The sequence below is a fragment of the Vibrio sp. PID17_43 genome (genome assembly GCF_002608565.1).
Taxonomy (GTDB): domain Bacteria; phylum Pseudomonadota; class Gammaproteobacteria; order Enterobacterales; family Vibrionaceae; genus Vibrio.
Genome location: NZ_LIXM01000002.1, coordinates 87,637 through 112,805 on the forward strand (window position 1 = coordinate 87,637; position 25,169 = coordinate 112,805).

Annotated in this window: 24 protein-coding genes and 2 pseudogenes; 13 read left to right on the forward strand and 13 right to left on the reverse strand. The window is 43.1% G+C overall.

Annotated elements, in window-relative coordinates:
* Positions 1-15: 15 nt before the first annotated feature.
* From AK965_RS01800 to AK965_RS20525, 3 genes are all read right to left on the reverse strand, one after another.
* Positions 16-3,126, reverse strand: coding sequence for an efflux RND transporter permease subunit (locus tag AK965_RS01800; RefSeq protein ID WP_099078001.1), 3,111 nt, complete (start codon positions 3,124-3,126; stop codon positions 16-18).
* A 10-nt stretch (positions 3,127-3,136) separates the two neighbouring features.
* Positions 3,137-4,240: an efflux RND transporter periplasmic adaptor subunit gene (locus AK965_RS01805; RefSeq protein WP_099078002.1), complete on the reverse strand. Its 1,104-nt coding sequence runs from the start codon at positions 4,238-4,240 to the stop codon at positions 3,137-3,139.
* Positions 4,241-4,358: 118 nt separating this feature from the next.
* Positions 4,359-4,763, reverse strand: coding sequence for a hypothetical protein (locus AK965_RS20525; protein ID WP_216360608.1), 405 nt, complete (start codon positions 4,761-4,763; stop codon positions 4,359-4,361).
* A gap of 245 nt (positions 4,764-5,008) precedes the next feature.
* Here AK965_RS20525 and AK965_RS01815 point away from each other — a divergent pair, with 245 nt between their 5' ends.
* The 3 genes and pseudogenes from AK965_RS01815 to AK965_RS01825 all read left to right on the forward strand — a co-directional run.
* Entirely contained in the window at positions 5,009-5,287 is a 279-nt protein-coding gene (locus tag AK965_RS01815) for a hypothetical protein (RefSeq protein WP_099078003.1), read from the forward strand.
* Between the two features lie 167 nt (positions 5,288-5,454).
* Positions 5,455-6,849 (forward strand): glutamate decarboxylase, encoded by a 1,395-nt coding sequence (locus AK965_RS01820; RefSeq protein ID WP_099078004.1) that lies wholly within the window; start codon positions 5,455-5,457, stop codon positions 6,847-6,849.
* 291 nt (positions 6,850-7,140) lie between these two features.
* Positions 7,141-7,338 (forward strand): annotated as a pseudogene (locus AK965_RS01825) (hypothetical protein); the annotation flags it as partial.
* Positions 7,339-7,462: 124 nt separating this feature from the next.
* Here AK965_RS01825 and AK965_RS01830 read toward each other — a convergent pair.
* Together AK965_RS01830 and AK965_RS01835 are read right to left on the reverse strand one after the other, a co-directional pair.
* Positions 7,463-9,499: a HAMP domain-containing sensor histidine kinase gene (locus AK965_RS01830; protein WP_099078005.1), complete on the reverse strand. Its 2,037-nt coding sequence runs from the start codon at positions 9,497-9,499 to the stop codon at positions 7,463-7,465.
* Complete coding sequence (locus AK965_RS01835; RefSeq protein WP_099078006.1) at positions 9,489-10,940, reverse strand: sigma-54 dependent transcriptional regulator; 1,452 nt, start codon at positions 10,938-10,940, stop codon at positions 9,489-9,491. Before AK965_RS01835 ends, AK965_RS01830 begins: the two co-directional genes overlap by 11 nt.
* A 347-nt stretch (positions 10,941-11,287) precedes the next feature.
* On the opposite strand from AK965_RS01835, the gene AK965_RS01840 reads away from it, so the two are divergent.
* The 6 genes from AK965_RS01840 (at position 11,288) to AK965_RS01865 (ending at position 16,252) form a co-directional block, all read left to right on the forward strand.
* Positions 11,288-12,106, forward strand: a complete 819-nt coding sequence (locus AK965_RS01840) for a substrate-binding domain-containing protein (RefSeq protein WP_099078007.1) — start codon at positions 11,288-11,290, stop codon at positions 12,104-12,106.
* 6 nt (positions 12,107-12,112) lie between these two features.
* Complete coding sequence (locus AK965_RS01845; protein WP_099078008.1) at positions 12,113-12,811, forward strand: ABC transporter permease; 699 nt, start codon at positions 12,113-12,115, stop codon at positions 12,809-12,811.
* A 42-nt stretch (positions 12,812-12,853) separates the two neighbouring features.
* Positions 12,854-13,573, forward strand: a complete 720-nt coding sequence (locus AK965_RS01850; RefSeq protein WP_099078009.1) for an energy-coupling factor ABC transporter ATP-binding protein — start codon at positions 12,854-12,856, stop codon at positions 13,571-13,573.
* On the forward strand, positions 13,551-14,138 hold the full coding sequence (mobA, locus tag AK965_RS01855) for a molybdenum cofactor guanylyltransferase MobA (RefSeq protein WP_172438041.1): 588 nt from the start codon (positions 13,551-13,553) through the stop codon (positions 14,136-14,138). Before AK965_RS01850 ends, mobA begins: the two co-directional genes overlap by 23 nt.
* Complete coding sequence (locus tag AK965_RS01860) at positions 14,135-15,913, forward strand: bifunctional molybdopterin-guanine dinucleotide biosynthesis adaptor protein MobB/molybdopterin molybdotransferase MoeA (RefSeq protein ID WP_099078011.1); 1,779 nt, start codon at positions 14,135-14,137, stop codon at positions 15,911-15,913. The genes mobA and AK965_RS01860 overlap by 4 nt, the downstream gene beginning before the upstream one ends.
* 72 nt (positions 15,914-15,985) lie before the next feature.
* A complete protein-coding gene (locus AK965_RS01865) occupies positions 15,986-16,252 on the forward strand; it encodes a DUF2960 domain-containing protein (protein WP_099078012.1) in 267 nt (88 codons plus the stop codon).
* 166 nt (positions 16,253-16,418) lie between these two features.
* Here AK965_RS01865 and nagK read toward each other — a convergent pair whose 3' ends face one another.
* Both nagK and AK965_RS01875 read right to left on the reverse strand, forming a co-directional pair.
* Entirely contained in the window at positions 16,419-17,327 is a 909-nt protein-coding gene (nagK, locus tag AK965_RS01870) for an N-acetylglucosamine kinase (protein ID WP_099078013.1), read from the reverse strand.
* A 162-nt stretch (positions 17,328-17,489) separates the two neighbouring features.
* Entirely contained in the window at positions 17,490-18,245 is a 756-nt protein-coding gene (locus AK965_RS01875) for a tRNA-uridine aminocarboxypropyltransferase (RefSeq protein WP_099078014.1), read from the reverse strand.
* A gap of 112 nt (positions 18,246-18,357) precedes the next feature.
* Here AK965_RS01875 and AK965_RS01880 point away from each other — a divergent pair, with 112 nt between their 5' ends.
* Complete coding sequence (locus AK965_RS01880) at positions 18,358-19,158, forward strand: sterol desaturase family protein (RefSeq protein WP_099078015.1); 801 nt, start codon at positions 18,358-18,360, stop codon at positions 19,156-19,158.
* Positions 19,159-19,239: 81 nt separating this feature from the next.
* Here AK965_RS01880 and AK965_RS01885 read toward each other — a convergent pair whose 3' ends face one another.
* From AK965_RS01885 to AK965_RS01900, 4 genes are all read right to left on the reverse strand, one after another.
* Positions 19,240-19,461, reverse strand: coding sequence for a hypothetical protein (locus tag AK965_RS01885; RefSeq protein ID WP_099078016.1), 222 nt, complete (start codon positions 19,459-19,461; stop codon positions 19,240-19,242).
* Positions 19,462-19,489: 28 nt separating this feature from the next.
* A complete protein-coding gene (locus AK965_RS01890) occupies positions 19,490-19,870 on the reverse strand; it encodes a hypothetical protein (protein ID WP_099078017.1) in 381 nt (126 codons plus the stop codon).
* A gap of 259 nt (positions 19,871-20,129) precedes the next feature.
* Positions 20,130-20,582 (reverse strand): hypothetical protein, encoded by a 453-nt coding sequence (locus tag AK965_RS01895; protein ID WP_099078018.1) that lies wholly within the window; start codon positions 20,580-20,582, stop codon positions 20,130-20,132.
* Positions 20,579-20,995 carry an NUDIX domain-containing protein gene (locus tag AK965_RS01900; RefSeq protein WP_099078019.1) on the reverse strand — a complete coding sequence of 139 codons (417 nt, stop codon included), beginning with the start codon at positions 20,993-20,995 and terminating at the stop codon, positions 20,579-20,581. Before AK965_RS01900 ends, AK965_RS01895 begins: the two co-directional genes overlap by 4 nt.
* Positions 20,996-21,383: 388 nt before the next feature.
* Here AK965_RS01900 and AK965_RS01910 point away from each other — a divergent pair, with 388 nt between their 5' ends.
* Entirely contained in the window at positions 21,384-21,878 is a 495-nt protein-coding gene (locus AK965_RS01910; RefSeq protein WP_172438047.1) for a C40 family peptidase, read from the forward strand.
* A 66-nt stretch (positions 21,879-21,944) separates the two neighbouring features.
* Here the strand turns inward: AK965_RS01910 and AK965_RS01915 are convergent, their stop codons facing one another.
* Together AK965_RS01915 and AK965_RS20590 are read right to left on the reverse strand one after the other, a co-directional pair.
* Positions 21,945-22,289 (reverse strand): DUF3802 family protein, encoded by a 345-nt coding sequence (locus AK965_RS01915; RefSeq protein WP_099078021.1) that lies wholly within the window; start codon positions 22,287-22,289, stop codon positions 21,945-21,947.
* Positions 22,290-22,377: 88 nt separating this feature from the next.
* A pseudogene (locus tag AK965_RS20590) lies at positions 22,378-23,551 on the reverse strand (diguanylate cyclase).
* Between the two features lie 226 nt (positions 23,552-23,777).
* Here AK965_RS20590 and AK965_RS01930 point away from each other — a divergent pair.
* A complete protein-coding gene (locus tag AK965_RS01930) occupies positions 23,778-24,644 on the forward strand; it encodes a fructosamine kinase family protein (RefSeq protein ID WP_099078023.1) in 867 nt (288 codons plus the stop codon).
* Between the two features lie 248 nt (positions 24,645-24,892).
* Positions 24,893-25,087 carry a CPXCG motif-containing cysteine-rich protein gene (locus AK965_RS01935; protein ID WP_099078024.1) on the forward strand — a complete coding sequence of 65 codons (195 nt, stop codon included), beginning with the start codon at positions 24,893-24,895 and terminating at the stop codon, positions 25,085-25,087.
* Positions 25,088-25,169 lie beyond the last annotated feature (82 nt).

The following is a 25,169-nucleotide window of genomic DNA, read 5'->3' on the forward strand; positions in this document are numbered from 1 at the left end:
TAGGGTTCCTACTTTCTAGTTGTCTTCCGGTTTTGATATTAGACCGATATTATCAGCATCAATTTGTTCTTCTTTCAAAATATTTTGTTTATGTTCACTTGCGATATAAGTGTACATGACGGGAAGAACGAACAGAGTAAACAATGTACCGACTGCAAGGCCAGCAACGATAACTAACCCAATATTGTAACGTGAGGCTGCCCCTGCTCCTGTGGCAAAAAGAAGTGGTATTAACCCGGCAATCATTGCCGAGGTCGTCATCAAGATAGGACGCAATCGAATCGTGGCAGCCTCCAAGATTGCATCATGTTTTGAGGCCCCCTTGAACATTTGCTCTTCTCTTGCGACCTCACACATGAGAATGCCGTGTTTAGTAATTAAACCCACTAAGGTAATTAAACCAACCTGCGAGTAAATATTGAGAGAGGTCTCTCCTGATATATGTGTCCAACCTAACGCAATTAATGCCCCACTAATGGCGAGTGGTACGGTGATCATTATCACTAGAGGATCACGCACACTTTCAAATTGACTCGCTAATACAAGAAATATGATCGCGAGTGCTAAAGCAAAAGTTAAATAGAGCGAGCTTCCCTCTTCAACAAATTGTCTAGATTCACCCATAAAATTGTAATTGTATCCCGTAGGAAGATCGGTTGTGGCCAACTGTTCAAAAAATGCAATCGCATCTCCCATCGCGACGTTGGGTGCAGGGACGGCTTCAATTGAAATCGAATTCATTTGGTTAAAGTGAGGCAGAGATTTTGCCTGCCCTTCAACGGTATAACTGACTAAACTAGAAAGTGGGACTGCTCTTCCATTTTGTGCAGTTACATAAAACTCCTCGATGAGACTTGGGTTGTCACGAAACGAACGCTCGACCTGAGGGATCACTTCATAAGAACGGCCATCGATATTGACACGATTAATGTAACCGCCTCCCATCATCGTTCCGAGTGTTGCCCCAATTTCTTGCATCGTCACACCATAAGCGCCTGCAGCCTCACGATCGACATTTAAACGAACCAAACCCGAGTCGTACTTAAGGTTCACATCAGTGTAAACAAATAATGGGCTCTTTTTTGCTTTATCTAACAGCTTGTTACCAATAGCATATAACGTCTCAAAACTCGCTGGACTGGTAATAACGAATTGAATCGGTAAGCCTCCGGAAGCACCTGGTAATGAAGGCATTTGGTACGTTGTTGCTTTCATACCTGGTATTTTTTTTATTTCTTTGTTTATGTTGGCTGATATCTCTTTTTGGCTAAGGTTTCTTTCACTCCAAGGAATTAACGGGGCAATCGCCAAACCTTGACTGCTGGTAGGCACGCCGATTAGTGCCAGTGATGCTTCAACTTGAGGTTGTTTTGTTACAGCATCATTCACTAGCTGCATGTTTGCTTGAATATAATCGTTATTCGATGTCGATGGTGTTGAACCGATAATGACGGCAACGCCCTGATCTTCATCTGGCGCTAACTGGGATGGGATGAAACTAAATATGATTGGCAGGGACACAAGCACCAGCAAAGCAAATAAAACCACTGCGGCTTTACGCTCTAATACCGTTAACAGCACTCTTTGGTACGTGACGGTGATTTTTCCAAGTACCCTTTCAACCATGGATTCGAACTTACTTGGCTGTGCGTGGGCTTTGAGCATTTTAGAGCACATCATTGGAGAGAGTGTTAACGCTATAAACCCAGATATAACGACCGCACCAGCCAGCGTAAGCGCGAACTCTTTAAATAATGAGCCGGTTACGCCACCCATTAGTGCAATCGGAGCATAAACCGCCGCCAGCGTGATAGTCATTGAAATAACAGGAACCGCAATTTCTCTTGTCGCTACTAAAGCCGCTTGAAAAGGGTTCGCCCCCATTTTGATGTGCCGTTCGACGTTTTCAACCACCACTATGGCATCGTCAACCACAAGTCCTATCGCCAGTACCATGGCAAGGAGTGTCATCAAGTTCAAGGTAAACCCAAATGCTTGCATGACAGCAATAACACCAATCAGTGATAACGGTATGGTGACAATAGGAATAATCACAGCACGAAAAGAGCCTAGAAACAAAAGAATAACGACGACAACAATCAACGCCGCTTCTACTATGGTCTTTATCACTTCATTGATTGAGTCTGTAATTGCTAAGGTTGAGTCATAAATCAATGTCGACTGAATAGTATTGGGTAAGTTCTTTTCAATGGATTTAAATTGTGTGCGAACACCTTGAGCGACATCTAGTGGGTTTGCTGTTGGCGTTGCGTTGATACCAATGATAACGGCCTCTTTACCGTTCGCCAACGCCCTGGTTCCATCACTGCTTTTACCAAGAGTAACGTCCGCAACGTCTTGCAGTTGAACCACTTGCCCATCACTGCTTTCAATAACGAGGCTCTTCAAACCATCAACGGTATCAACTTGGGTATCGATCGTGCCATTTAAGATGGTCAAATAACTATTGAACTGACCCACCGCTGACTGATAATTATTTTGCTGAAGCACATTAACCAAATCACTGGTGGTAAGGTTAAATTGCCCCAATTTCTCTGGATCGGGCCAAATTCTAAGAGCAAATGGCGTCCCCCCCATCATCTGAATGTTTGACACCCCATTGACAGTCGATATCTGTGGGTTAACCACCCTTTCGAGGTAGTCTACTATTTGGCTCGAATTCAATTCACTACTATAAAACGATATGTACATGATCGACGTTGTTGAGCCGGTTGAAGAGGTCACCGATGGATTATAGGCCTCTCTAGGAAGTTGATTAGAAACAGAATTAATTTGCGATAGTACGCTAGATAATGCTTCTTCCGGGCTTGTGTTCAACATCATGTTCAATGTTATAGTAGAAGAACCAAGTTGACTCGTTGATGTCATAAAATCTAAATTATCAACTTGCGATAACGCCTGCTCTAAAGGTTGTGTTATAAACCCCTCAATAAGCTCAGCGTCTGCACCTGGATATGGAGTTGTCACCGTAATCACTGTGTTTGTCATTTCTGGGTACTGGCGAACTTGTAGATCTTTCAATGCATTGAGCCCTAAAAGAAGCAGTAAGACACTCAGTGAGGCAGCCATCACGGGACGATGAATGAAAATGTCAGTAAAATTCATGATCGCACTCCTAAAGCTTAGGCATTTTATCTGGCGTGTTTATCGGGTTTGCTACAATATTCACTTTTGTGTTGTTGCCCAAATTCAAAATCCCTGTTGTGACCACTTGTTGATCAAATTTTAAATCGCCCTTTATTAGCGCGAAATTTCCATCTCTCTGCAGCACTTCAACCGTGATTTGTTTGACGCGATGGTCACTTCCATCTTTCTCTACAACAAAAACGGAATTGCCGTAAAGCGCAAACACAATGGATGTTTGGGGAACAACAAATTGTTTTTCTAGATCACTTAACGAAATATTCACATCTGCGAACATACCGCCAATTAGGGTTCTGTCGTCGTTCGGTATCTCTGCCTGAATCATAACTAAGCCAGTTTTGTCATTAATTACTGGTTCTATCGCGTTGATTTTTCCCTCATAGGTTTTCCCTGGATAAGACTCAACACTCAGCAAGATTCGCTGCCCTATCTTTAAGTGACCAATTTTCGATTGAGGCACGCTAAACCTGACTCGCATAACAGATAAATCTTCGAGTCTTACGATATCAGTACCAACAGATACGTATTGCCCAAGGTTGATGTTCCGAATACCTAGCTTTCCATCAAAAGGCGCGCGAATTTTACGTAACTCAATGTTAGCTTTTAAACTTTCGATGTTCGCTAATAAGGCTTGATATTTCGCCTCTGCGGCTTGTAGGCTTTGTTCTGAGACAGATTTTTCACGATAGAGCTTTTTGAGCCTTAAATAGTCATTTCTAACAGAGGGCAATTGCACCTGTTGTTCTTTTAACTGTGCTTGTTGTACCTGATCATTTAAGGAAACCAATACTGTCTTTGCACTTACGCGTTCGCCGTTTTCAAAATTAATTTTAGTCACGATTCCAGAGACTTCATTCGAAACATCAACACCTTGATATGGCTCAATAAATCCAATGGCTTTAATATTTTGAGCCCATACCGTAGGTTTTAATTGCTCAACCGTTACGGGAAATATAGGTTCGGGTAAGTTTGCTATCTTCGTTTTAATCTTGTTGTTCACAAACAAATTAAAACCAATCACACTCCCGAAGGCAAGAACAGCGATAATAATGACACCAAAAATCCATTTTTTCACTATAACCTCCTAATGATTAAAGTGATTTTAAAAAATAATATATGTTAAATTCAAATTTAGAATTTGACATATATTAAAATACAGTTCAGTTTTCACTATTATTAATTCTCTCATTCTTCTATAAACCAACAATGGGATCCACAGGGTTACGGAAAAACTTATAACGAGAATCGGTAAATAAGCGGTAGATGCATTGCCTCCACCTAACTGCGCAGGTGGAATAAACGATATACCAAGTGCGACGCGCGACACATGAAATCATATTAGCCCCCCCATTTCTCTCCGTGTGACTTACCTGCCCAAGTGTAGACGCCGCCTTTACCCCCTCTAGCCTTGCCATTTCTGCGGCACACAATGCAACAGTAAGAAAGCAAAATAACCCAGCAACAACAAAATAAAAGACTAATGAAACACCTGAAGATGCAAAGGTTGGATATTCATAAATCGTCATCACCATCGTTGCGCTTAAGGCAAAGAACCCAAACAAACTAAGATGCTTGCGACTATTTACCGATTCATTCACTGTCAAATTCCTTATGAAATCTAAACGCTTATTTAACTGGCTAAAGTGTAGTTCATTTTTCTGTATACAAATAATTCTGTCGCATTTTAAATGACCTAGTATCTCTATGTTTATCCAGAACCATCACGAACTTTTGTTATCTTTATTAACTCACCAAGAATCTTCGTCATGAATTTGCAAACCCACATATGCCGACTACAATTTTTCTGAGTTTAAACTCAAAACCATTAATATTGAGGTGAAATATGAAAGTTTTAGCTTCGGCCATTAGTGCATCGTTCATTCTTATGGGTACACCCGTGCTTGCTGACAATCACACCAACGCTGCAGACATGGATTGCAGCGTTTTACTAGTGCAAGACTATTCTGTGATTCCCGTTGCCGTAGGTTACATTGTGTCGGCTCACAGTATCACCGAGATTGATCAACTCGACCCTGTAGAAATCGACGATATTGTTGAAGGTTGTCAAAAGCAGCCTCAAGCGAAGGTCAGTGAAATTGCAAAAAAAGAAGTTAATGATTAATGCCTTAGTGCTATTTCTATTTTAAAAAATTTATGCCATACAAAAAGAAATGAATTTTGGTGCTACTTTTATCGGTACCAACGTTCATTTCTTTCATTGTCTATCTAGCACCTATTTTTTTACTTTTTATCCGCGAACCATTGCTTCGTTCATGAAAAGGAATTCCTATGGCTCTTCATAAAAAATCCACTCTTAAGGGATCACTGAAAGATGATGTTTATTCATCGAAAGACTTGTCGATTTCAGTGCCAAAATATCGAATTCCAGATGATGAGCAATCGGCAACCCATGCTTATCAAATCGTCCATGATGAACTCATGATGGACGGTAATTCACGACAAAACTTGGCCACATTTTGTCAGACCTGGATTGACGAGGAAATCCATAAATTAATGGACGAGTCCATCGACAAAAACATGATTGATAAAGATGAGTACCCGCAGACTGCTGAAATTGAATCCCGTTGCGTACACATGCTCGCAGATTTATGGAACTCGCCAAGCGCCGACAATCCTATGGGATGCTCGACAACGGGATCTAGCGAGGCGGCCATGCTTGGCGGGATGGCATTAAAATGGGCTTGGCGTGAGAAAATGAAAAAACTGGGTAAACCGACTGACAAGCCAAATATGGTTTGTGGCCCTGTTCAGGTTTGCTGGCACAAATTTGCTCGTTATTGGGATATTGAACTCCGTGAAATTCCAATGGAAGGCGAACGACTCATTATGACCCCTGAAGAGGTCATTAAACGCTGTGACGAAAATACGATTGGTGTTGTCCCTACACTTGGCGTCACGTTTACTTGTGAGTATGAGCCAGTAAAGGACGTATGTGACGCTCTCGACAAACTTCAGCATGAAACCGGCCTAGATATTCCAGTCCATGTCGATGGCGCAAGCGGCGCATTTCTGGCTCCATTTTGTGACCCAGACTTGGCTTGGGATTTTCGCTTACCACGCGTGAAATCGATTAATGCTTCTGGGCATAAGTTTGGTTTGTCCCCACTTGGCGTCGGTTGGGTTGTATGGCGAGATGCAGAGTCACTTCATAACGATCTGATTTTTAACGTAAACTACCTCGGCGGCAATATGCCCACTTTTGCGTTAAACTTCTCTCGCCCTGGTGGCCAAATTGTCGCTCAATATTACAATTTCCTACGCCTTGGTAGAGAGGGTTACACTAAGATCCATCAAGCCTGTTATGACACTGCACAGTATATTGCAGGAGAAATCTATAAGATGGGTATGTTTGAGATTATATACAATGGTAAGGGGGGAATACCTGCATTGAGTTGGTCGCTCAAAAAAGGGGTCAATCCAGGCTTTAACCTCTATGATCTATCCGATCGAATTCGCTCAAGAGGATGGCAAATTGCGGCATACGCAATGCCTCCTGATAGAGAAGATCTTGTCATCATGCGTATTTTGGTTCGTCATGGCTTCAGCCGAGACCTTGCGAATCTAATGCTAGCTGATTTACAGCATTGTATTGATTTCTTTGAGAAGCACCCAGTGGTCAACGGTAGTGATGCCGATTCTTCGACAAACTTCAATCACGGTTAAATTTTAATTCGTAACGCCAATTCAACAGGGCAGTTTTTTACTTCCCTGCTTCACCTTAATTGAAACATCACGGTAAGTCTCTATTTCCCATATAGCGGCTTTTGAACGCTATTGAAATCGTTTTGGCCTGCATTACAATGCTCAGTCGATGATGAACATTATTTCTTCACTAGTGGGTTGTAGGCGATTCTATCGCCATTAGCTTTATATTCGAGTTTGCTTATCGTAATAGCCTTAGCACAAGCCAAGAAGTGAGTGCCTTGAGTCTTTCAACGATTCGACGTTATGTATGGAGCGCGATCGTTGCGCATGCTTGCGCTGACCGATGACATCATTAAGATGCCGAACACCATTTTTTTAAGTGAAGTGGTGGTCAGTGGTAACTATGGTGCACTGGATATGCAGGTGGTGATTCCTTTCTACGTTGACATGAATGAGTTCAAGAAACACCGCATCACCCCGCCAAAAATTGCGGTGCATACAGGTTAAGTTAAACAAACCACCATAGTAAGTTGATACACAAAGGGTCAGCGATAACACTGACCCTTTTTCTTTGAGGGACCGACGCGATTTGTTAGGTGACGATTTCTAAACGTCTATTGCCACAGCCATGTTAGGCAATATTCGTTACTTCAAGCAGTAACTCAGCCTTCTTAGGGAGATAAATACTGAATGTACTACCCTTACCCCATTCCGATTCAGCCTTTAGCTCACCACCGGTTTGACTAAGAATACTTTGTGAAACCGAAAGCCCTAATCCTGTTCCATCGCGCTTAGTGGTATAAAACGGCGAGAAGATACGCCTTAGGTTCTCAGGTTTAATGCCACAGCCTTCGTCAGTGATATGAATCGCCGCGCCTTTTATCTCACCATCTTCAATCCAATCTTCGCTGACAACCGTCAGCGTTCCTTTGCCATCCATTGCGTGGATGGCATTCATTTGAAGATTGACCAAAATTTGCAGTAGGTGATGTCGGTTCACTTCAACAGAAGTATGCGCATGTAGATCAGTTACAAACTCAATATCGCGTTTTTTTGTGCCCGTTTTTACAAGAGTGATACTCTCATCAATAATTGGATTGATGTGCTGCCAGGTAATTTCATCTTGCACGCCGCCTTGGCGACTGTATTGCAGTAGACTTCGAGTAATGTTTCGGATACGGTCAATCTGAGTATGTATCGCATCCAGTTCTTCTTGAACCCGTTTCGCCTCGACGCCCAGTTCAAACTGGATCAACTCAACGTTACCCAATATAACGGCACTTGGGTTGTTAATCTCATGAGCGATACCGGCCGTTAACTCCCCTAATGCAGCGAGCTTTTCATGTACGACTAGCTTATTCCGAGTTTGGTTAAGTAACTGAATGTGCAGCTCTAACTCCGCAGTTTTCTCCTCTAAACTCGCGGTACGTTGCTGTACTTTCCTTTCCAACTCATTTGCAGCAAACTGAAGCTCATTTTTCTGTTGCCTTAACAAGTCCAGCATATTATCAAACTGCTTTGCCAATTGAGCCAACTCATGTTCGTCATTAAGGTCTAGTGGACCAATACGCGTTTCTTTTCCAAGTTGAATCATCTTTACTACACGATGAATGTGCTCAATCGGATTAAACAGTTCCCTAGACCCCCGATAAACCATTACCCCAGACACCACCAACAACAACATAGTAATAAAGCTGATCTCAACAATATTAGTCATGTACGCTTTAACGAAAGGCCACATCAGATAGCCGGTATACAACATGCCTATGACATTGTCGTATTGGTCTCTGATCGGCTGGTAAGCCGTGATGTACCAAGCGTCATAGACATACGCTCGATCTACCCACTGCTTTCCTTCACTTAAAACGGTGTTGTAAACCTCCGAACTGACCCGCGTACCGATTGCACGCCCCAAACGTTGATCGCTATCCAAAGGGACATTGGTACTGACGCGAAGATCGTCAAGAAAAACCGTCAGCGTGCCGACAGGGCGTAGCCAGTCGTTGTCACTCAGATAGATAAGATCGCGAATTTGATCAACCAAAACGGTGCTGTTATTTAGTAAGATGCCGCCATCTAAAAAGCCGATTAAATCACCCACTTGGTTATATACTGGGATCACCGTACGGCTAACCAAACCCCGAACTTCAACTTCACCGTTTCTTAAAATTGGAACTTCAGCCCACTTCGCTAAATCTGGGTCGAGGCGCTCGAGTTCTGATTTATCGAGTACATCAAAGAACGACTCACGTTTGGTGAGATCCATAAAGCGCATTTTATTCTCAATAGAGTTCACACGCTGGAATGACAAAAAGTCTAAATCATAGCGTTGCTTCTGCTTCGTTACCCAAGTTTGTAATTGCGCCGTTGGCATTCCCTGATTCACCCGTGTTCGAAAACCATATGAATCCGCAAACGAATTTACGTAATTCGCTTGTTTCTGCTGTAAAAGAGTGATGCTGTTGTTAGCAACGCCAAGACGCTCCGACACATCAAGCAACGCATTTTGCCAAGTGTAATGAATAGACCAATAAACGGTAATACCAATCAACGCGATCAAAGTAAGAAAAATCGGCGCTGACGTCAGCATCAACAACCGATAGCGCACCATCGTTTTAAAACGGTGCGACCACTTTGAAACGCCGGTGTAGTAAGAGTTATTCGGCATAATCCTCATCCTCGCCATCCCACTCTTTGTATTTACGTTCCAGCGTTTTACGTGCTACGCCCAAATCACGAGCCGCCGCCGATTTATTGCCTTCGTGTAAACTCACCAGTTGCTGTATATGGGCTTTTTCTACCTGTTTGAGCGTCCAACTATTTGGATAACCTTCTCCTGTAAACGTTATCTTTTCTTTGAACGTTGGTAACTCCGCACTGTTGGAAACGGTAACCGAAACATTGGGAAGTACGTGACCACCGTTCAGTTCACGCCAATGGTGCGCCGGAGGTTTGCCTAACAAAATGCAGCGTTCGATCAAGTTTTTAAGCTCACGGATATTACCTGGCCATTCATATTCAGTCATAGCCTCCATGTCTTCATGGGCCCATTTAGGCGCTTGCATACCCAGTTCACCAGTCAGCATATTGCTGAAATAAGGGACAAGCTCTAGCAGATCCATTTTACGCTCTCGTAGCGGACTGACTTCTATCTTTAGTACGTTTAAGCGGTAATACAAGTCACTACGGAAGTTACCTTTATTAACCTCTTCTTGAAGATTACGATTGGTAGCCGCAACGATGCGAACATCAATACTGACCTCTCTTTCAGAGCCAACCGGACGGATGCTTCGCTGCTCTAATACGCGCAGCAAAGAAGCTTGCATCGACAGTGGCATTTCTCCAATTTCATCTAAAAATAGCGTGCCACCGTTAGCAACACGGAAAAGACCTTCCCGAGACTTCTTCGCCCCTGTAAATGCACCAGACGTATGGCCAAACAGTTCACTCTCTAACAACTCTGGAGCGATCGCTCCGCAGTTTAGTGGTACAAAAGGTCCTGAGCGTTCACTGGCTTGGTGAATGCCTCTGGCAACCAACTCTTTGCCAGTCCCGGACTCGCCTTCAATAAGTACCGAAGCACGAGAAGGCGCAAACTGTGTGATCAATTGTTTAAGCTGACGAGTCTTTTCTGAGCCACCGATGATTTCGGAAGTATAATGACGTTGATAATCACGCTTCATCGCATATTGCATGCGTTCGTTCAAACGACGATCCATACAGCGAGCAACCGCTTTCAACATTTGTTCAAGATTAAACGGTTTTAGAATAAAATCCGAAGCACCAAGTTGAAGGGCGCGAATGGCGGTTTCCAGATCGGCATAACCTGTCATAAAGATGATGTCTGCACGTTTGTCATCATCTTCAAACGCTTCTTCCCATTCAATTCCTGAACGTCCCGGTAAGTTGATGTCCAATAGAATCAAATCATAGTGACGTGAGTTACGTAATGATTCGGCTTCTTCAATACTGCCAACGGTATCGACATGGGAAAAAAGTTTGCCCAGTGCCTTTTTAAGAATAGCTTGCATGCCCAATTCATCATCAACAACCAGTACTGAAAAAGCATTGTATTGTTGGTTTGTACTAATATGGGAGTGAGTAGACATATTTACCCCAGTTGGAATCTTATGGGACAGAGTGTACCAATTTTAAAACGATACGCTCTATAATGAGTGAGACATTTTGTACCAACATAAGATTTAGTGCAAACAAGTCCATCAATTCGAGCGTAATTCGCACATATTTAGATTATAAAATGTTGGCATTTTGTTTGCTTAGCTTGTTTGCTATAAAGATTTAAAGCCATATGAGAATGCGAATTTCTTTTTTGCCATCGCGGAGTCTCGTCTTCTAACGTGGCTTGTGATTTGAGCGCGCTTTGACACTCTAGCGTTAGCTGAATGTTCCTCATACCCATAGAAAACAGAGAATCATTGGAAAGGAAACAACAAAAATGAATAAAATTGCGCTAACTTTGGCCGCAACGTCAATCACACTTGTAAGCTACTCGGCTATTTCAGCTCAAGAAGGCGAACATATTCGCCTGGCAACGACAACCAGTACTTACCACTCTGGTCTTTTAGATTACTTACTTCCACAATTTGAAAAGGACACAGGTTACAAAGTCGATATCATCGCAGCAGGTACTGGTAAAGCGCTGAAAATGGGTGAAAACGGCGACGTTGACTTAGTAATCACACACGCACCAAAAGCAGAAAGCGTGTTTGTTGAGAACGGCTATGGAGTACTTCCGCGCAAACTCATGTACAACGATTTTGTTATCGTAGGCCCTAAATCGGATCCTGCTCAAGTTAACGACGACAAAACGGTCTTCGAGGTTTTCAAAGAGATTGCTAATAAAGATGCGATCTTCATTTCTCGTGGCGATGATTCAGGTACCCATAAAAAAGAACTGGGTATCTGGGCACAAACGAAAATGGAACCTAGCTTTGGAGGCTACCGCAGCGTAGGTCAAGGTATGGGGCCAACGCTAAACATGGCGGCAGAGATGCAAGGTTACACCATGTCAGACCGTGGTACATGGTTGGCTTATCAAAATAAGTTGGATCTTGTAATCTTATTCCAAGGGGACAAAGCACTGTTCAACCCATACCAAGTTATTTTGGTGAATCCTGAGCGTTACCCAACCATCAATTATCAAGGTGCGAAAGCATTCAGTGATTGGCTGGTTAACCCTCGTGGTCAGGAACTAATTAATAGCTTCCGCCTAAATGGCAAACCGTTATTTGTCGCAAATGCTGAGAGCCAATAACGCAGTATGAATCTTGCTGATACGACGCTAGAAGCCCTGCGCTTATTAGTGAATTTTGATGCAGACCTATGGGAGATCGTTGCGGTCTCCTTTAGTGTTTCTATTACGGCAATATCTTTAGTGGTGTTGCCATCAATCTTGGTGTCTTTCGTTCTCGCCTACACCGACTTTCGTGGTAAATGGTTTTTGCTGTCGCTCGTAAACACCTTGCAAGCCGTACCGACCGTTGTGATTGGTTTATTGCTTTACATGTTGCTATCGCGCGCAGGCCCTTGGGGAGGTTGGCAAATGCTGTTCACCCAGAAGGCCATGATATTGGGTCAAATGATCATCTGTTTCCCCGTGCTAGTGTCGATGATGCACGGTGCGTTGCAATCGAGTGATCGCCGCGTTGTTGAAACCGCCATTACGTTAGGCGTATCTATGCCACGTATCGCTACAACTATGATCTGGGAGACTCGCTTTCCTATTATGGCAGCGGTCATTGCTGGGTTTTCACGCATCGTAACGGAGGTTGGCTGCTCAATGATGATTGGAGGCAACATTATGGGTGTGACACGAAATATACCCACTGCAATTGCATTGGAAAGCAGCAAAGGTGCGTTTGCACAAGGCGTTGCGCTCGGAATTGTATTACTATCGTTAGCGTTAGCGCTGAACTTCCTCTTATCAAGCATGAGAGGTAAAGGCTATCTAAGAACATGAAGCAAGCAATCGACTCGCCTTCAACCCAATATAGGGTGTATTATGACTATTAAAGTAACCGCCGAGCAATTGTCCATGCGATTTAAGGAACGTGTGCTTTTTCACATCCCTGAACTTGCGATTGGACCAAACGATGCGATTTACCTAAAGGGTGATAATGGCGTTGGTAAAACGACTCTACTTAAAATCTTAGCAGGCCTCTTGAAAGCGTCGACGGGTAACGTTGTCGCCCCAAAAGATACTTGGTTAAAAAAATGGACGCGTCGTAGTGGCCGTGTCGATGTTATTTACCTCCATCAGTCTCCTTACCTATTCGATGGCACTGTCTATGACAATGTTGTTTATGGCGTGAAATATCAACAAAACACCGCGAATGATAAACGAGCACAAGTCATCAATGCATTACGCATGGTTGGCTTGGAAACTTTAGCTGATGAACATATTTCTGTTTTATCTGGCGGGGAAAAGCAACGCGTTGCCATGGCGAGAGCTTGGATACTAAAACCATCGATCCTATTAATGGACGAACCGAGTGCTTCTCTCGATCAAGAATCCATTGAACGCCTTGTGGTCATGGCAAAAGATCTGCTTGATCGTGGTTCAAGCCTCGTGATCACAAGTCACCAAGCAAACGCATTGACGGATTTATGTAAAAAACAGTGGTGGATTAAAGAGAAGACTTTGGTAGAGTCTCCACTGTTGTATGTCATACCAAAAGAAAGATCCCAAGAGAACGCATATGCTTCAGCCAACACAAACTAGTTGGGTCATTTTGGCTGGTGGTCAAGCCAGCCGTATGGGTGGAAAAGATAAAGGTCTGATTGAATTGAGTCAGAAGCCACTCATTGAACACGTTATCGAACGTTTATCCCCGCAAACGTCACGCATTCTAATCAATGCAAACCGAAATCACGACGCTTACCGTAAATTTGGCGTCGTATTCAGCGATCAGTTCAAAGACTATCCTGGTCCGATGGGAGGAATCCACGCAGGCCTAGTTCACGCAGAAACCGAATGGGTTGGCTTTGTGCCATGTGATAGCCCATACATAAACGATGATTTGGTTAAGCGTTTCTGCCAAGCGGCGAAGGAAGACAGTGACATTTTGGTTGCACACGATGGCAACTACCAACAGCCCGTTTTTACACTGTATAACAAGCGTGTGCTGCCAAAACTGACTGAGTTTTTAGAACGTGGCGATCGTAAGATCATCCTACTCTACAAAGAGTGCAACACCAGTTACGTTGACTTTAGCGACTCGCCAAACTGTTTCGTCAACCTAAATACTCCTGAAGAACTGGCGCAATTTGGACAACTAGAATCATGAAACACACGCTAAACATCCCTATTCTCGGTTTTGCTGCCTACTCTGGTACAGGCAAAACCACTTTGCTTGAAGCATTACTTCCAAAGTTGACCGATGCAGGTCTTCGCATCGGTATGCTGAAACACGCGCACCACAACTTTGATGTTGACCAACCAGGCAAAGACAGCCACCGCTTACGCAAAGCCGGCGCATCACAAATGCTGATCTCGTCTCGTAACCGTTATGCTTTAATGACAGAAACGCCTGAATCGGAATCAGAATTCGATTACTTACTGACGCGCTTTGATCAAGATAAACTCGATGTGGTTTTAGTTGAGGGCTGCAAAAACATTGCTTTTCCTAAAATCGAATTGCATCGTGAAGAAGTGGGCAAACCTTGGCTTTACCCGCATGATGAAAACATCATCGCGGTTGCATCAGACAGTGCCACGTTAGATTCTGAACTGCCACAAATGAACATCAACGATCTCGATGCCATCGCTCAGTTCGTTCTTCAATATGTTCAAACGGCGAATGCGCCAAAGATCAAAGAGAAAGAAGCCGCTTGTTGCGACACACTCTCACCAGCTTTTCTTTCTGTGGTTCAAGGACAAGAAAAGATCCTGTCTTTGGTTAATACCGTTACAGACACAGAAGCATGCAAGATTGAAGATGCGTACGGTCGTGTGCTAGCAGACCACGTTGTGTCTCCTGTGAACGTTCCGCAATACACCAACTCAGCGATGGACGGTTACGCGATCCGTGGCGATGACGTTGAGCGCGACAACTACCAAGTGGTTGCTGAAGTACTCGCAGGTCACGCTTATGACCAAGCTCTTGAAGTTGGTCAAGCGGTGAAGATAATGACAGGTGCCCCAATGCCTATCAATGGCGACACTGTAATAATGCGTGAACAAGCTTCGCAAGACGGTGATGTGGTCACGTTTAATGGTGCGAGTATTAAGGCGGGCCAAAACGTTCGCCAAGCGGGTGAAGACTTAGAATTTGGTAGCAACGTGTTTACCGCAGGGACTCGACTCGCCTCTCCCGAGATGGGCATGATTGCGTCTCTTGGTTTTGGTAACGCGCATGTATTCCGCAAGTTGAAAGTCGCGGTATTCTCTACCGGTGACGAAGTTCAAGCGCCCGGAACCGAGCAAAAGCCGAACTCTATCTACGATTCAAACCGTTTTACCATTATGGGCATGCTGGAAAAACTAGGCTGTGAAATTTTGGATTTCGGTATTCTAGAAGACAACGAACAGCGAATGATTGACGCGCTAGAAAACGCCTCTTCACAAGCAGACGTGGTAATGACCTCTGGTGGTGTATCGGTTGGCGATGCCGATTACATCAAGCTTGCATTGGACAAGCTTGGTCAGATTGATTTCTGGCGCATCAATATGCGTCCGGGTCGCCCACTGGCGTTTGGCCAGATCAATAACAAGCCTTTCTTTGGTCTTCCAGGTAACCCTGTTGCTGTGATGGTGTCATTCATTAACTTTGTTGAGCCAGCGCTGCGTAAGATGCAAGGCGAACAAGGCTGGAAACCACTTAAAGTCAGCGCCATTGCCACAGAAAATCTACGCTCTCGCCAAGGTCGTACCGAATTTAGCCGCGGTATCTACGAGCTAGATGAAACAGGTCGCCTAACGGTTCGCACAACGGGAAAGCAAGGCTCAGGCATTCTGCGCTCTATGAGTGAAGCAAACTGTCTTATCGAGATCTCCCCTGCTGTCGACACAGTAAAAGCGGGAGAAAGCGTGACAATTATTCCACTTCAAGGCAGAATCTAAGCCAAAATCAGCATTCAAAGGTCAGCGAGTCTGACCTTTGTCTATCACAGAAAACCTTTCAGAGAGACAGCTATGGCTCGCACCATTCTTTATACATACAAAGATCAAGACAAAGAACTGACGTTCTCTTACCAGCAGCACCACAATATTCATGAAGCGGTAGCAGAAGCGGAAGGCATCGATATATCTGAATACCTAAAGATGGAACAGCAAATCGAAGCGATTTCTGACACAAAAGCGGTACGTAACTACCGTGACAACCACTTTAGAAAGCTTGGCTTCACTAAAATTACTCTGGCTCAAAAAGAAAACTTGGGCGTCGGTAAAAAGAACAAATAAGCCAAGCTACACAGACCAAAACAAAAACTCGCTATTCGTCGCGAGTTTTTTATACATGTTCTTTTTGTTCGTTCTCTATAAATAAAAAGCCCCGTTTCACCTTAACAGGAAACGAGGCTTTCAATGCTGGTCTTATGTGTTTTCGCGTAACGAAAACTCAGACGATCTATTTAATGTTTAGGAACGCAGCGCCACGTACGCCGCCAGAATCACCGTGTTTCGCTTTGATGATCTTCGGACATTTCGCTACAGAAAGCAGGTACTTAGGAATGCGTTTTGGCATCTCTTCATAAATCAGTTCGAAGTTAGATAGGCCCCCACCTAATACCACTACATGGGGGTCATTCGCGGTAAATAGGTTCGCAAAGCAAATCGCAAGAAACTCCATAAAGCGTTCAACATGCTCAACAGCTTTTGCTTCGCCTTCTGCATGAGCTTTGATGATATCGATCGCCTTCTTCTCTTCACCATAGTAATGCGCATAAAGCAGCTCGAAACCACGACCAGATAAGTAGCTGTCTAGACAGCCTTTCTTGCCACAACCACACCCAAGCAAAGGAGCGTTGTCACCAAGATGGAACCAAGCGTCAAGAGGAAGGCGAGTATGGCCCACCTCACCTGCCACGTGGTTACGACCAGAGAACACTTTACCTTCAAAGATAAAGCCGCCACCAAAACCTGTACCGAGTATCAGTCCAAGTACTGATGGTTCGTTTTGAAGATCTTCGTCCCATGCTTCAGACAGTGCGAAACAGTTCGCGTCGTTCTCAATTTTTACTGAGCGACCGATTTTCGCTTCAAGATCGGCGCGAAGTGGTTTGCCTTTCGCTGCAGGTACGTTTACCGTAAGCACCGTTGCATCATCGGCAGCTTCCATACCCGGAAGACCTAGGCCAATTCTACCTTCGCAACTAAACTCAGCATCGTATTTGTTTACTAGGCCAGCAATGGTTTCTACTAACAAATCGTAGTTATCTGTTGGTGTTGGTACGCGCTCGGTTGCGACACGTTCAAGTTTTTCGTTAAACGCACCAAACTCAATTTTAGTGCCACCGACATCAAAGCCGTAATACATGCGATTCTCTCCTAAAATGCTCAACCGACTCCCAAAAAATAGTTAATGGAGTCAAACTTTAAACATTATCCATATCTGTACGCCTGCAAACCGTGACCCAATCCAGATTTATCCTCTCGTTCAAGCCAGTTGCACAACAAGCCACCAACAAAAGTTCATTCCTTAGAGTGAGCTCTCGATTTTCGCCCATTCCTTGAAACGTTTCAGCTGTGGTCTTGTGTGATCGGTTTTAATGCGTGTTTTCGTCAGCATGTAGGTTTCACGGAAGGCTTCAAACCACAATTGCAAACACTCTGAAGCTTGCTCTTCTCCCGCTTGTTTGAATACTAACGTCGCCACTTCTGCCGTAGATAGATGCTGCTCATTGTCTGAGCGACGCATAATGTATTCAGACAGTGATTCCGGCTCAATAGAAAGCACAGGCAAAGATTTAAGAAACTCTGAGCGGCGGAAGATCTTACGCGCTTCGCGCCAACTGCCATCGATGAAGATCAACAACCATTTTTTGTCCGAGCCATCGGATACCTTAAGACGCTCTGGATTCAAACCGTCCAATAAACGCTCGGGTTCATCCACATAGTCTGCTGGGAAAACAACGACAGGTTGATAAGCGTCGTTCTTTAGTAGCGCCAGCATTTCTTGAGAAGGTTCCGTACGATTCCATTGATACACGTAGGTCTCTTGAATCGTATCAGCAATAAGACGGCCCGTATTACTTGGCTTGAACACTTCATTTTCCGATACAATCAGCATACACGCGATATTAGATTCGATGTTCGGTTGAATATCGCACAAACAAAATGACTCAGAAACCTGACAATATGGGCAGCGAACCACTTTACAACCACGAGCGTTGAACGGCTTTGTTGAGATAGATTGACGGTACTGGTATAAACGATGGAAAGCGTGAATTCTCATGAATGAAAAATGCCAGTTAAAAAGTAGAGCGCGATTCTACTTCTATCCCCTAGCAACCTCAAGGCAATGAACTTAGCCAATATCAGTCGGACAATGATACAGGGAGTAACCAATGACAGAACTCGTGATTAATGCCCCATCTTGGTTTAGGCTTAGCATCTTTATTGCGGTGTTACTACTTTGTACGATTTGGGAAAACAAACTGCCTAGAAGAGTGCTCACTGTGCCGCGCTGGTTTCGCTGGATCAACAACCTTTCTTTAGCTGCGTTAAATAGCGCGACCATTATTTTACTCATGCCAATGGTGGCGTTTCAAGCTGCCATTATTGCCAACGATAAACAATGGGGTTTATTACACCAGCTTGCTTTACCCGATTGGCTAGCCAGCTTTATTGCAATTATGTTGCTCGATCTGATCATTTACCTTCAACATCTCTCGTTTCATCGCTTCAAGCCATTGTGGAAACTCCATCGCATGCATCACGCAGATTTAGATGTGGATGTTACAACAAGTACGCGCTTCCACCCGATTGAAATTATCCTTTCAATGATCGTAAAAATCGCCGCTGTGTTTGCTATGGGTGTCTCACCCTTTGCCATCGTGGTGTTTGAGATCGTACTTAATGCAAGTGCGATGTTCAATCACAGCAATGCTAAACTGCCTCTTTCTATTGACGCAATACTCCGTAAGTTTGTTGTGACACCAGATATGCATCGCGTACACCACTCCATAATCGTCAAAGAAACTCACTCGAATTTTGGATTTTTCCTGTCCGTTTGGGATCGCTGGTTTAATACTTACCGCGCACAGCCAGAGCTAGGGCATAAAAATATGGTGATAGGCGTGCCTGAAATTCGTGATTATCAAGAACAACGTTTGGATAAGTTAATCACTCAACCGTTTCGTTATTGACTTGAACTCAGATTTACAAGAAAAAGGTCGTCATGAAAGTCATGATCGGCCACTTTTGAATATTTTATCGGGTATGTGATTTTAAACGCTTATTGACTGACGCTTCTTGTTCGACTGTGTTATGCCAACAAATAAACCAACAATACCGAAGATAATCGCCGCTATTGTGGTCATGCGAATGTCTTGTTGATGACTTATTGACTTATACAGAAACGCAATGCAAAAAAAAGACAGCGCTAAAGCTGAAACCAGTAAGCGCTGCAAAAAAATTCCGAAACTCATGAGCTCCTTAACGTTGTTCATAACGAATCCTTGTTGAGAAATATCAGTGTTAGCGGAATATATGGCGAGAGTGGCGGGCCTTTTGAGAATTCCACAGCCAAATAGACACACCAATTGAAAATCCAAGCAGTAGTGTTTGCCACTGTAAAAGACGACTGCTTTCTAATACATCAAGGACGTAGTATGCATACGAGTTGAAAGCAACTTTGCTAAGCAGAATAAAGATCATTAATACGATCCCTGAACGGCGATGTGTAATCAACAGGTACACTGCCAGTAAACTAAATAGCCCTAAAGCACTCCAATATGCGTTCAACCAGCCCGGAGCAAAGTTATAAGGTAAAAAACCGTCGATAATGTTGTCATAGATGTGGATAACACCACTGAAAGTGAGGTAAAGGCATAGGAGAAACACCACGAACTTATCCATTTCCCTTCCTTATCTTAATGAATGCGCAAAGCATATATAAATGGGCAAAATATTAATAATTTGATGTGTATTTTTGAGAGCAAGAAAGCTTTTATTCGACACGTGAAGTGTTCGAAATTTACGCTTTGATCCGTTTCGCATTATCCTTTTCTATAAGTATAGTGTTTGCTATAGCTATTCGTCTCATTCAAACCGTCTGATTCTTAAATGAATTGGAACGTGGTTACTGAATGGCTCCCATGTTGCCTAACCTCTAGAATTAAGAATTGATAAATACAAAGTTCATTGAAGGAGGAAAAGTAAAATCGACCGAACTTCGGAACCCTCTTAACCATAAACCATCTTCTAGATTTCTGATATAGATACCCCGCGGATAACTTTCATCTTCTGAAATTGGTGAGGAATCAACAGCCAGGTACTCCCCTAGACAGAGCGCAAGATCTTGTAATCGCAGATATAGCGTGAATTCAATTGGACATACCGATAATCCACATTGCTTCATTTTTTGGATGAGTTCGTCAAGTATCGCACCAAAATAAAGGCCAAATTCAAACGGTGTTTTGATCGTTACCTTGATGATTTCAGCTTGCCTAGAAACATGAACGGCACCATCTTCCAGTAACTGCTGCGCAAACAGGTTCATTTTGACGTCATTTTTTGACAGACGTTTGAGCGATGATGCAGTTGTGTCTCCGCCAACTTCGAGCCTCATTTTAGATCTCCTTGGCTAATCATTTGTCTCACTTTCACCAATGCCCTTTGAAAGACTGGATGAGCTTTTGATGAAATATCTTTGTTTATATCGTGCCAAAAGAATGCAAAGTCGTGCCCTCCATCATCAAGGGTGTGAAACAGCCATTGTTCGGGTAATTCGCCACAAATACACAATACAAAATGCCAAGTTTGGTTTTGAAAGTCACTTTGCCACTGACATAAATAACGCGATTCCAGCACTTGTCGGATCCCCGACTCTTCCTCAAGCTCTCTCCTAGCAGCCCTCAGTAAATCCTGATCAAACTTCTCAACCGTTCCTTTTACTAGTTGCACGCCAGCCAGTGGATGTTCAAACAATAATATTTCGCGATTTTCATTCCGAAAAACAATAGGACAGACTTTATTCATCACCGAACGATTCCTTCCACTGGCGTAATATGAACTTAACTTTTCGAGATTGAATTACAACCATTAAAACATGTGAGCCACTCTTATTTGCATTAAGTTGTTAACAATATATTTACGTATTTGGACGCGAGAAGTCAGAGATCCGATAGCGAAGTGTGATTGAATTCCAAATAACGAAAATTCATACTCGATTTGCATCATTGTTTGGAAATTTAAGACAGGAAAAGTAATAACTATTGCGGCGATAGTTAAAAATCTTAAACTGAGACCCTGAGGCAATGAATACCAGCGGCATAGCCATTTTAACAGTCCAACAAAAGAGACTATCATGAGGTTCGCTGTACACATTTATTGCTCAAATATTTCCGTTAAGAAGCCGAAAGGAAGGCAGGTGAATGTTATGCGTCGCAGTTTTTTTCCTTTAATTATTAGCCTGCTACTGGCCGCTTGCTCTTCCGGACCCGAGACTAATTCAGAAGCGCAACAGACAACATCGATATCTAAACAGCATTTACGATCTGAAACCCCTGATTTATACCAATTCTACAACGAATGGTACGGCACACCTTATCGCTTAGGCGGCACAAAAAAATCGGGCATTGATTGCTCAGCATTCGTACAGAAAGCGTTTATTGAGGCATACCAAATGTCATTGCCAAGAACAACGCAGCAGCAGTCAAAACAAGGCGTCAAGCTGAGTTGGTCTGATGCTAAGCAAGGTGATTTAGTATTTTTTAAGACAAACAGAACGACTTACCATGTAGGCATCTATCTGGGGAACAAGCAATTCATGCACGCTTCTACGTCAAAAGGCGTAATAATTTCGAGAATCGATAGCCCTTACTGGGCCTCGAAATTTTGGCAAGTAAGAAGAGTTACAATGTAACCCTTATCGAAAAGAAATAGGGATAAGATCGGATTACTCTTCCCTTTTATGATCAGAAGTCGCTAATTAGTCGTAAGTCGCAACGGCGGTATCGAATAAGTTCTTCACTAAAGCGATATACTCATCTAAAAAAGCGATTTGTTCGTTAGTCGCTTTTTTGCCCCAAACACCAGCCAACACCTCACCAAGATCTTCAACCACTGCATCCGCTTCTTTTAGCAATTTAAAGCGCACACTTGAGTGTAATTCGGGGTTTTGCTCAAAAATCGCCATGATGTTAGAGGCAACCATGTCTGTCGCAACATCTTCGATGCTTTCTGTACCAGTATCACCAAGCTCTGAAGTAAAAATGTCTAAATTGAGTGAAAGGTGCTCAATAAGAGCAAGATATCCATCAGTCTCTACAACCACTGCTTTTCTCCATTTTTGCAAGCCTTCGAAGATGAAAGCGAAATCGTTTCAATAGTAAAACATGCAGAGAAAATTTCATTAACTTATGTCATTTTAAGAGACGCCGGGCATTTAACTGAATAATTTTTATCCAATAGGTCTTATTCAACCTATGATGCCAAGTCTCATTACGCCCGTTCTCTTTCGCCCTATATAGCGCAGCGTCAGCACATTTCAACCACTGGGTGTGGTTTTCAAAACGAGATTTACATTCGCAAACACCAATATTTATCGTGCAATTGATCAAAAATTTCTCAACTTTTACTGTTTCTTCTTCAATGGCTTCTCTTAACCGCCTCGGCAAAGCGAAGCGCCTGTTCTTCATTAGTGTTAGGTAGAAGAACGGTAAATTCCTCTCCGCCAAATCGACCACATACATCAGTGCTTCTTGCTTCATCATAGGGTGCCAATGTGTCGATAATATGTGGCTGGCGTAATGAAAATAATTTATCGAGCTGAACACCTAGCGATGTTAAGAATGAAGACACCAATAGGTTAGATACATTAAGATCAATCTCATTATATGCTGCAAATTCAAATAATTATGCAAGGCGTTTACCTATTTGGTTGATGTCTTTTCCACGTAAATACACCAAAGCTTCACCGTGTATTCCCCCACCAACAAATCGTTGAGCGACCGCAACAGAACGGTCTCTGCCTATCACATCAGCCAGCGTCATGTGGAGTTCACCGTAAGTTAAGGGGCCAACATGAGGAACAGGTAAATGAATAAACTCGTGTAAATGATCCGCCATAATTGATGTTCCTTTACCGAGAGTAATATTGGCCACTTCACGAAACTTTGCCAATGATGAAATGCCGTCAGAGGCATTTAGGCTTGGCTGTTCTGGCGCTTCGAGGGCGCAATGTAAGTCTAGGCGCTATTACAATGAAACAATTTGCGCCCTCGTTAGAGGCGTGGCGATAAAATCGAACGCTCCCAATTCAATACTGCGCTGTTTGGCTTCTTGCTGGACATCCCCAGAAACAATCACGACATTGGTTTTATACTGACTGACTGGGAGAGACTTCAATACCTCAAAGCCTCCCATGACTGGCATCGTCAAATCGAGGAACAAAACGTCAATATTTTGCTCTGTTAGAATTTGCAATGCTTCGTTTCCATCTTGCGCTGCCAATAAGTGCAGAGATGCATCTTTCATGAACGAGCGTGATATCAACTTTCTTGCTACCGCAAAGTCATCACAAATCAGTATTTTCATGCCGTTAATGGAACCAAAATCAAAAAAAAATATTGATACTCCCTGAATTCCGACAGTTTCATCGGTTGACTCTATAAATCAGTAACTTATAGGAGATGCAATTCACATTTATATACATTTACTGCTATTAAGTCTCTTTTTATTGCTGAAGTTTGCTCAGGTCCGCGTCAATGTGTTGGCATTTATCCTAAACTATTGTTGGTCAAATAGATTAACGAGGTTTTGTATGTGGCAAGCAATATCGCAGCAGCTTTCTGATACTTTATTGTTCGAATATCAAATTAAAGAGAAAGTCCGTCTTTCGGGGGGAGATATTAGTGAGAGCTACATGATCAATGATGGTGCACAACGCTATTTCGTTAAAATCAATGATCGTGACTTTTTAGCCAAGTTTGAGGTTGAGGCTGAAAGCCTTCATCTTCTGCGAAAAACTTCTACCCTATTTGTTCCAGAAGTGGTCTTAGTCGGCAAAACCAAAAGTCACTCTTTTCTGATTCTTAATTACCTCCCAACCAAGCCTCTCGAAGATCCGAAAAACAGCTACAAATTCGGTCAACAACTTGCGCAACTTCATTTATGGGGAGAGCAGAAAGAGTTTGGTTTTGATACCGATAATTATATTGGTTCAACCATTCAACCGAATCAATGGCACAAAAAATGGTGTGTATTTTTTGCAGAGCAACGTATCGGTTGGCAACTTCAACTTCTCAAAGAAAAAGGCATTACCTTAGTTGATATTGATGACTTTATTAACGTTGTAAAACTGCATCTCGCCAATCATGCTCCCGAGCCCTCTTTGTTGCATGGCGATTTGTGGAATGGCAATGTCGCTTTAACGCCTTTTGATCCAATCTGCTTTGACCCTGCTTGCTACTGGGGAGATCGTGAATGCGATATCGCTATGACAGAGTTATTTGGTGGATTTCTTCCTGAATTTTACCAAGGGTATGAATCCGTTACCCCACTCCCTCTCGGCTATGAAGAACGTAAAGACATCTATAATCTTTACCATATACTCAATCACTGCAACCTCTTTGGTGGGCATTACTTGGAACAAGCTCAGTCATCCATTAGTAATATTATGTCTTATTGATTTTTGACGTAAAATTATGACCAAATGTAAATTTTAGACGAACATCATCTCCAACCACACTCCCTAGACTCAACGTGAGTCTAGGGTCAAGTTTTGTACTTATTTCGACTCAATTAGCAACAACTCCACCTAAAATTCTAAATAACTTGGCTTACGTTGTCTCTTCTACTGTGGAGGAAAGCGAGTGATCAAGGGCGACAATATATAACCAACAGAGAATAAAGCCCTGCTATACGAGGAGTTTTTGTATGCAAAATTATACTGAAAGACATGTCAAATGCCCCCATTGTGGGCACTCAATTGGCATCACGTTAGATGCAAGTAACGGGGATCAAGAGTTTTATGATGACTGCCCAGCTTGCTGCCACGCCATTCATCTCAATATGAAGGTCGATGAGCTACATGAAAAGGTGGAGTTGTTCATCGATGATAACTATGAGTAGCAAATGACAAACTTACCATAAATGACAATAGGAGCCGTCGAGGCTCCTTTGTCGATCTCAATTTCCGGTTCGCATGCGTCGT

Coding starts and splice junctions, on each gene's coding strand:
- AK965_RS01830 (WP_099078005.1), bottom strand. CDS start 9,499: ATGCCGAATAACTCTTACTACACCGGCGTTTCAAAGTGGTCGCACCGT.
- AK965_RS01815 (WP_099078003.1), top strand. CDS start 5,009: ATGAAAGTTTTAGCTTCGGCCATTAGTGCATCGTTCATTCTTATGGGT.
- AK965_RS01835 (WP_099078006.1), bottom strand. CDS start 10,940: ATGTCTACTCACTCCCATATTAGTACAAACCAACAATACAATGCTTTT.
- AK965_RS01875 (WP_099078014.1), bottom strand. CDS start 18,245: ATGAGAATTCACGCTTTCCATCGTTTATACCAGTACCGTCAATCTATC.
- AK965_RS01850 (WP_099078009.1), top strand. CDS start 12,854: ATGACTATTAAAGTAACCGCCGAGCAATTGTCCATGCGATTTAAGGAA.
- nagK (WP_099078013.1), bottom strand. CDS start 17,327: ATGTATTACGGCTTTGATGTCGGTGGCACTAAAATTGAGTTTGGTGCG.
- AK965_RS01935 (WP_099078024.1), top strand. CDS start 24,893: ATGCAAAATTATACTGAAAGACATGTCAAATGCCCCCATTGTGGGCAC.
- AK965_RS01880 (WP_099078015.1), top strand. CDS start 18,358: ATGACAGAACTCGTGATTAATGCCCCATCTTGGTTTAGGCTTAGCATC.
- AK965_RS01885 (WP_099078016.1), bottom strand. CDS start 19,461: ATGAACAACGTTAAGGAGCTCATGAGTTTCGGAATTTTTTTGCAGCGC.
- AK965_RS01840 (WP_099078007.1), top strand. CDS start 11,288: ATGAATAAAATTGCGCTAACTTTGGCCGCAACGTCAATCACACTTGTA.
- AK965_RS01820 (WP_099078004.1), top strand. CDS start 5,455: ATGGCTCTTCATAAAAAATCCACTCTTAAGGGATCACTGAAAGATGAT.
- AK965_RS01890 (WP_099078017.1), bottom strand. CDS start 19,870: ATGGATAAGTTCGTGGTGTTTCTCCTATGCCTTTACCTCACTTTCAGT.
- AK965_RS01845 (WP_099078008.1), top strand. CDS start 12,113: ATGAATCTTGCTGATACGACGCTAGAAGCCCTGCGCTTATTAGTGAAT.
- AK965_RS01800 (WP_099078001.1), bottom strand. CDS start 3,126: ATGAATTTTACTGACATTTTCATTCATCGTCCCGTGATGGCTGCCTCA.
- mobA (WP_172438041.1), top strand. CDS start 13,551: ATGCTTCAGCCAACACAAACTAGTTGGGTCATTTTGGCTGGTGGTCAA.
- AK965_RS01895 (WP_099078018.1), bottom strand. CDS start 20,582: ATGAGGCTCGAAGTTGGCGGAGACACAACTGCATCATCGCTCAAACGT.
- AK965_RS01930 (WP_099078023.1), top strand. CDS start 23,778: ATGTGGCAAGCAATATCGCAGCAGCTTTCTGATACTTTATTGTTCGAA.
- AK965_RS01860 (WP_099078011.1), top strand. CDS start 14,135: ATGAAACACACGCTAAACATCCCTATTCTCGGTTTTGCTGCCTACTCT.
- AK965_RS01865 (WP_099078012.1), top strand. CDS start 15,986: ATGGCTCGCACCATTCTTTATACATACAAAGATCAAGACAAAGAACTG.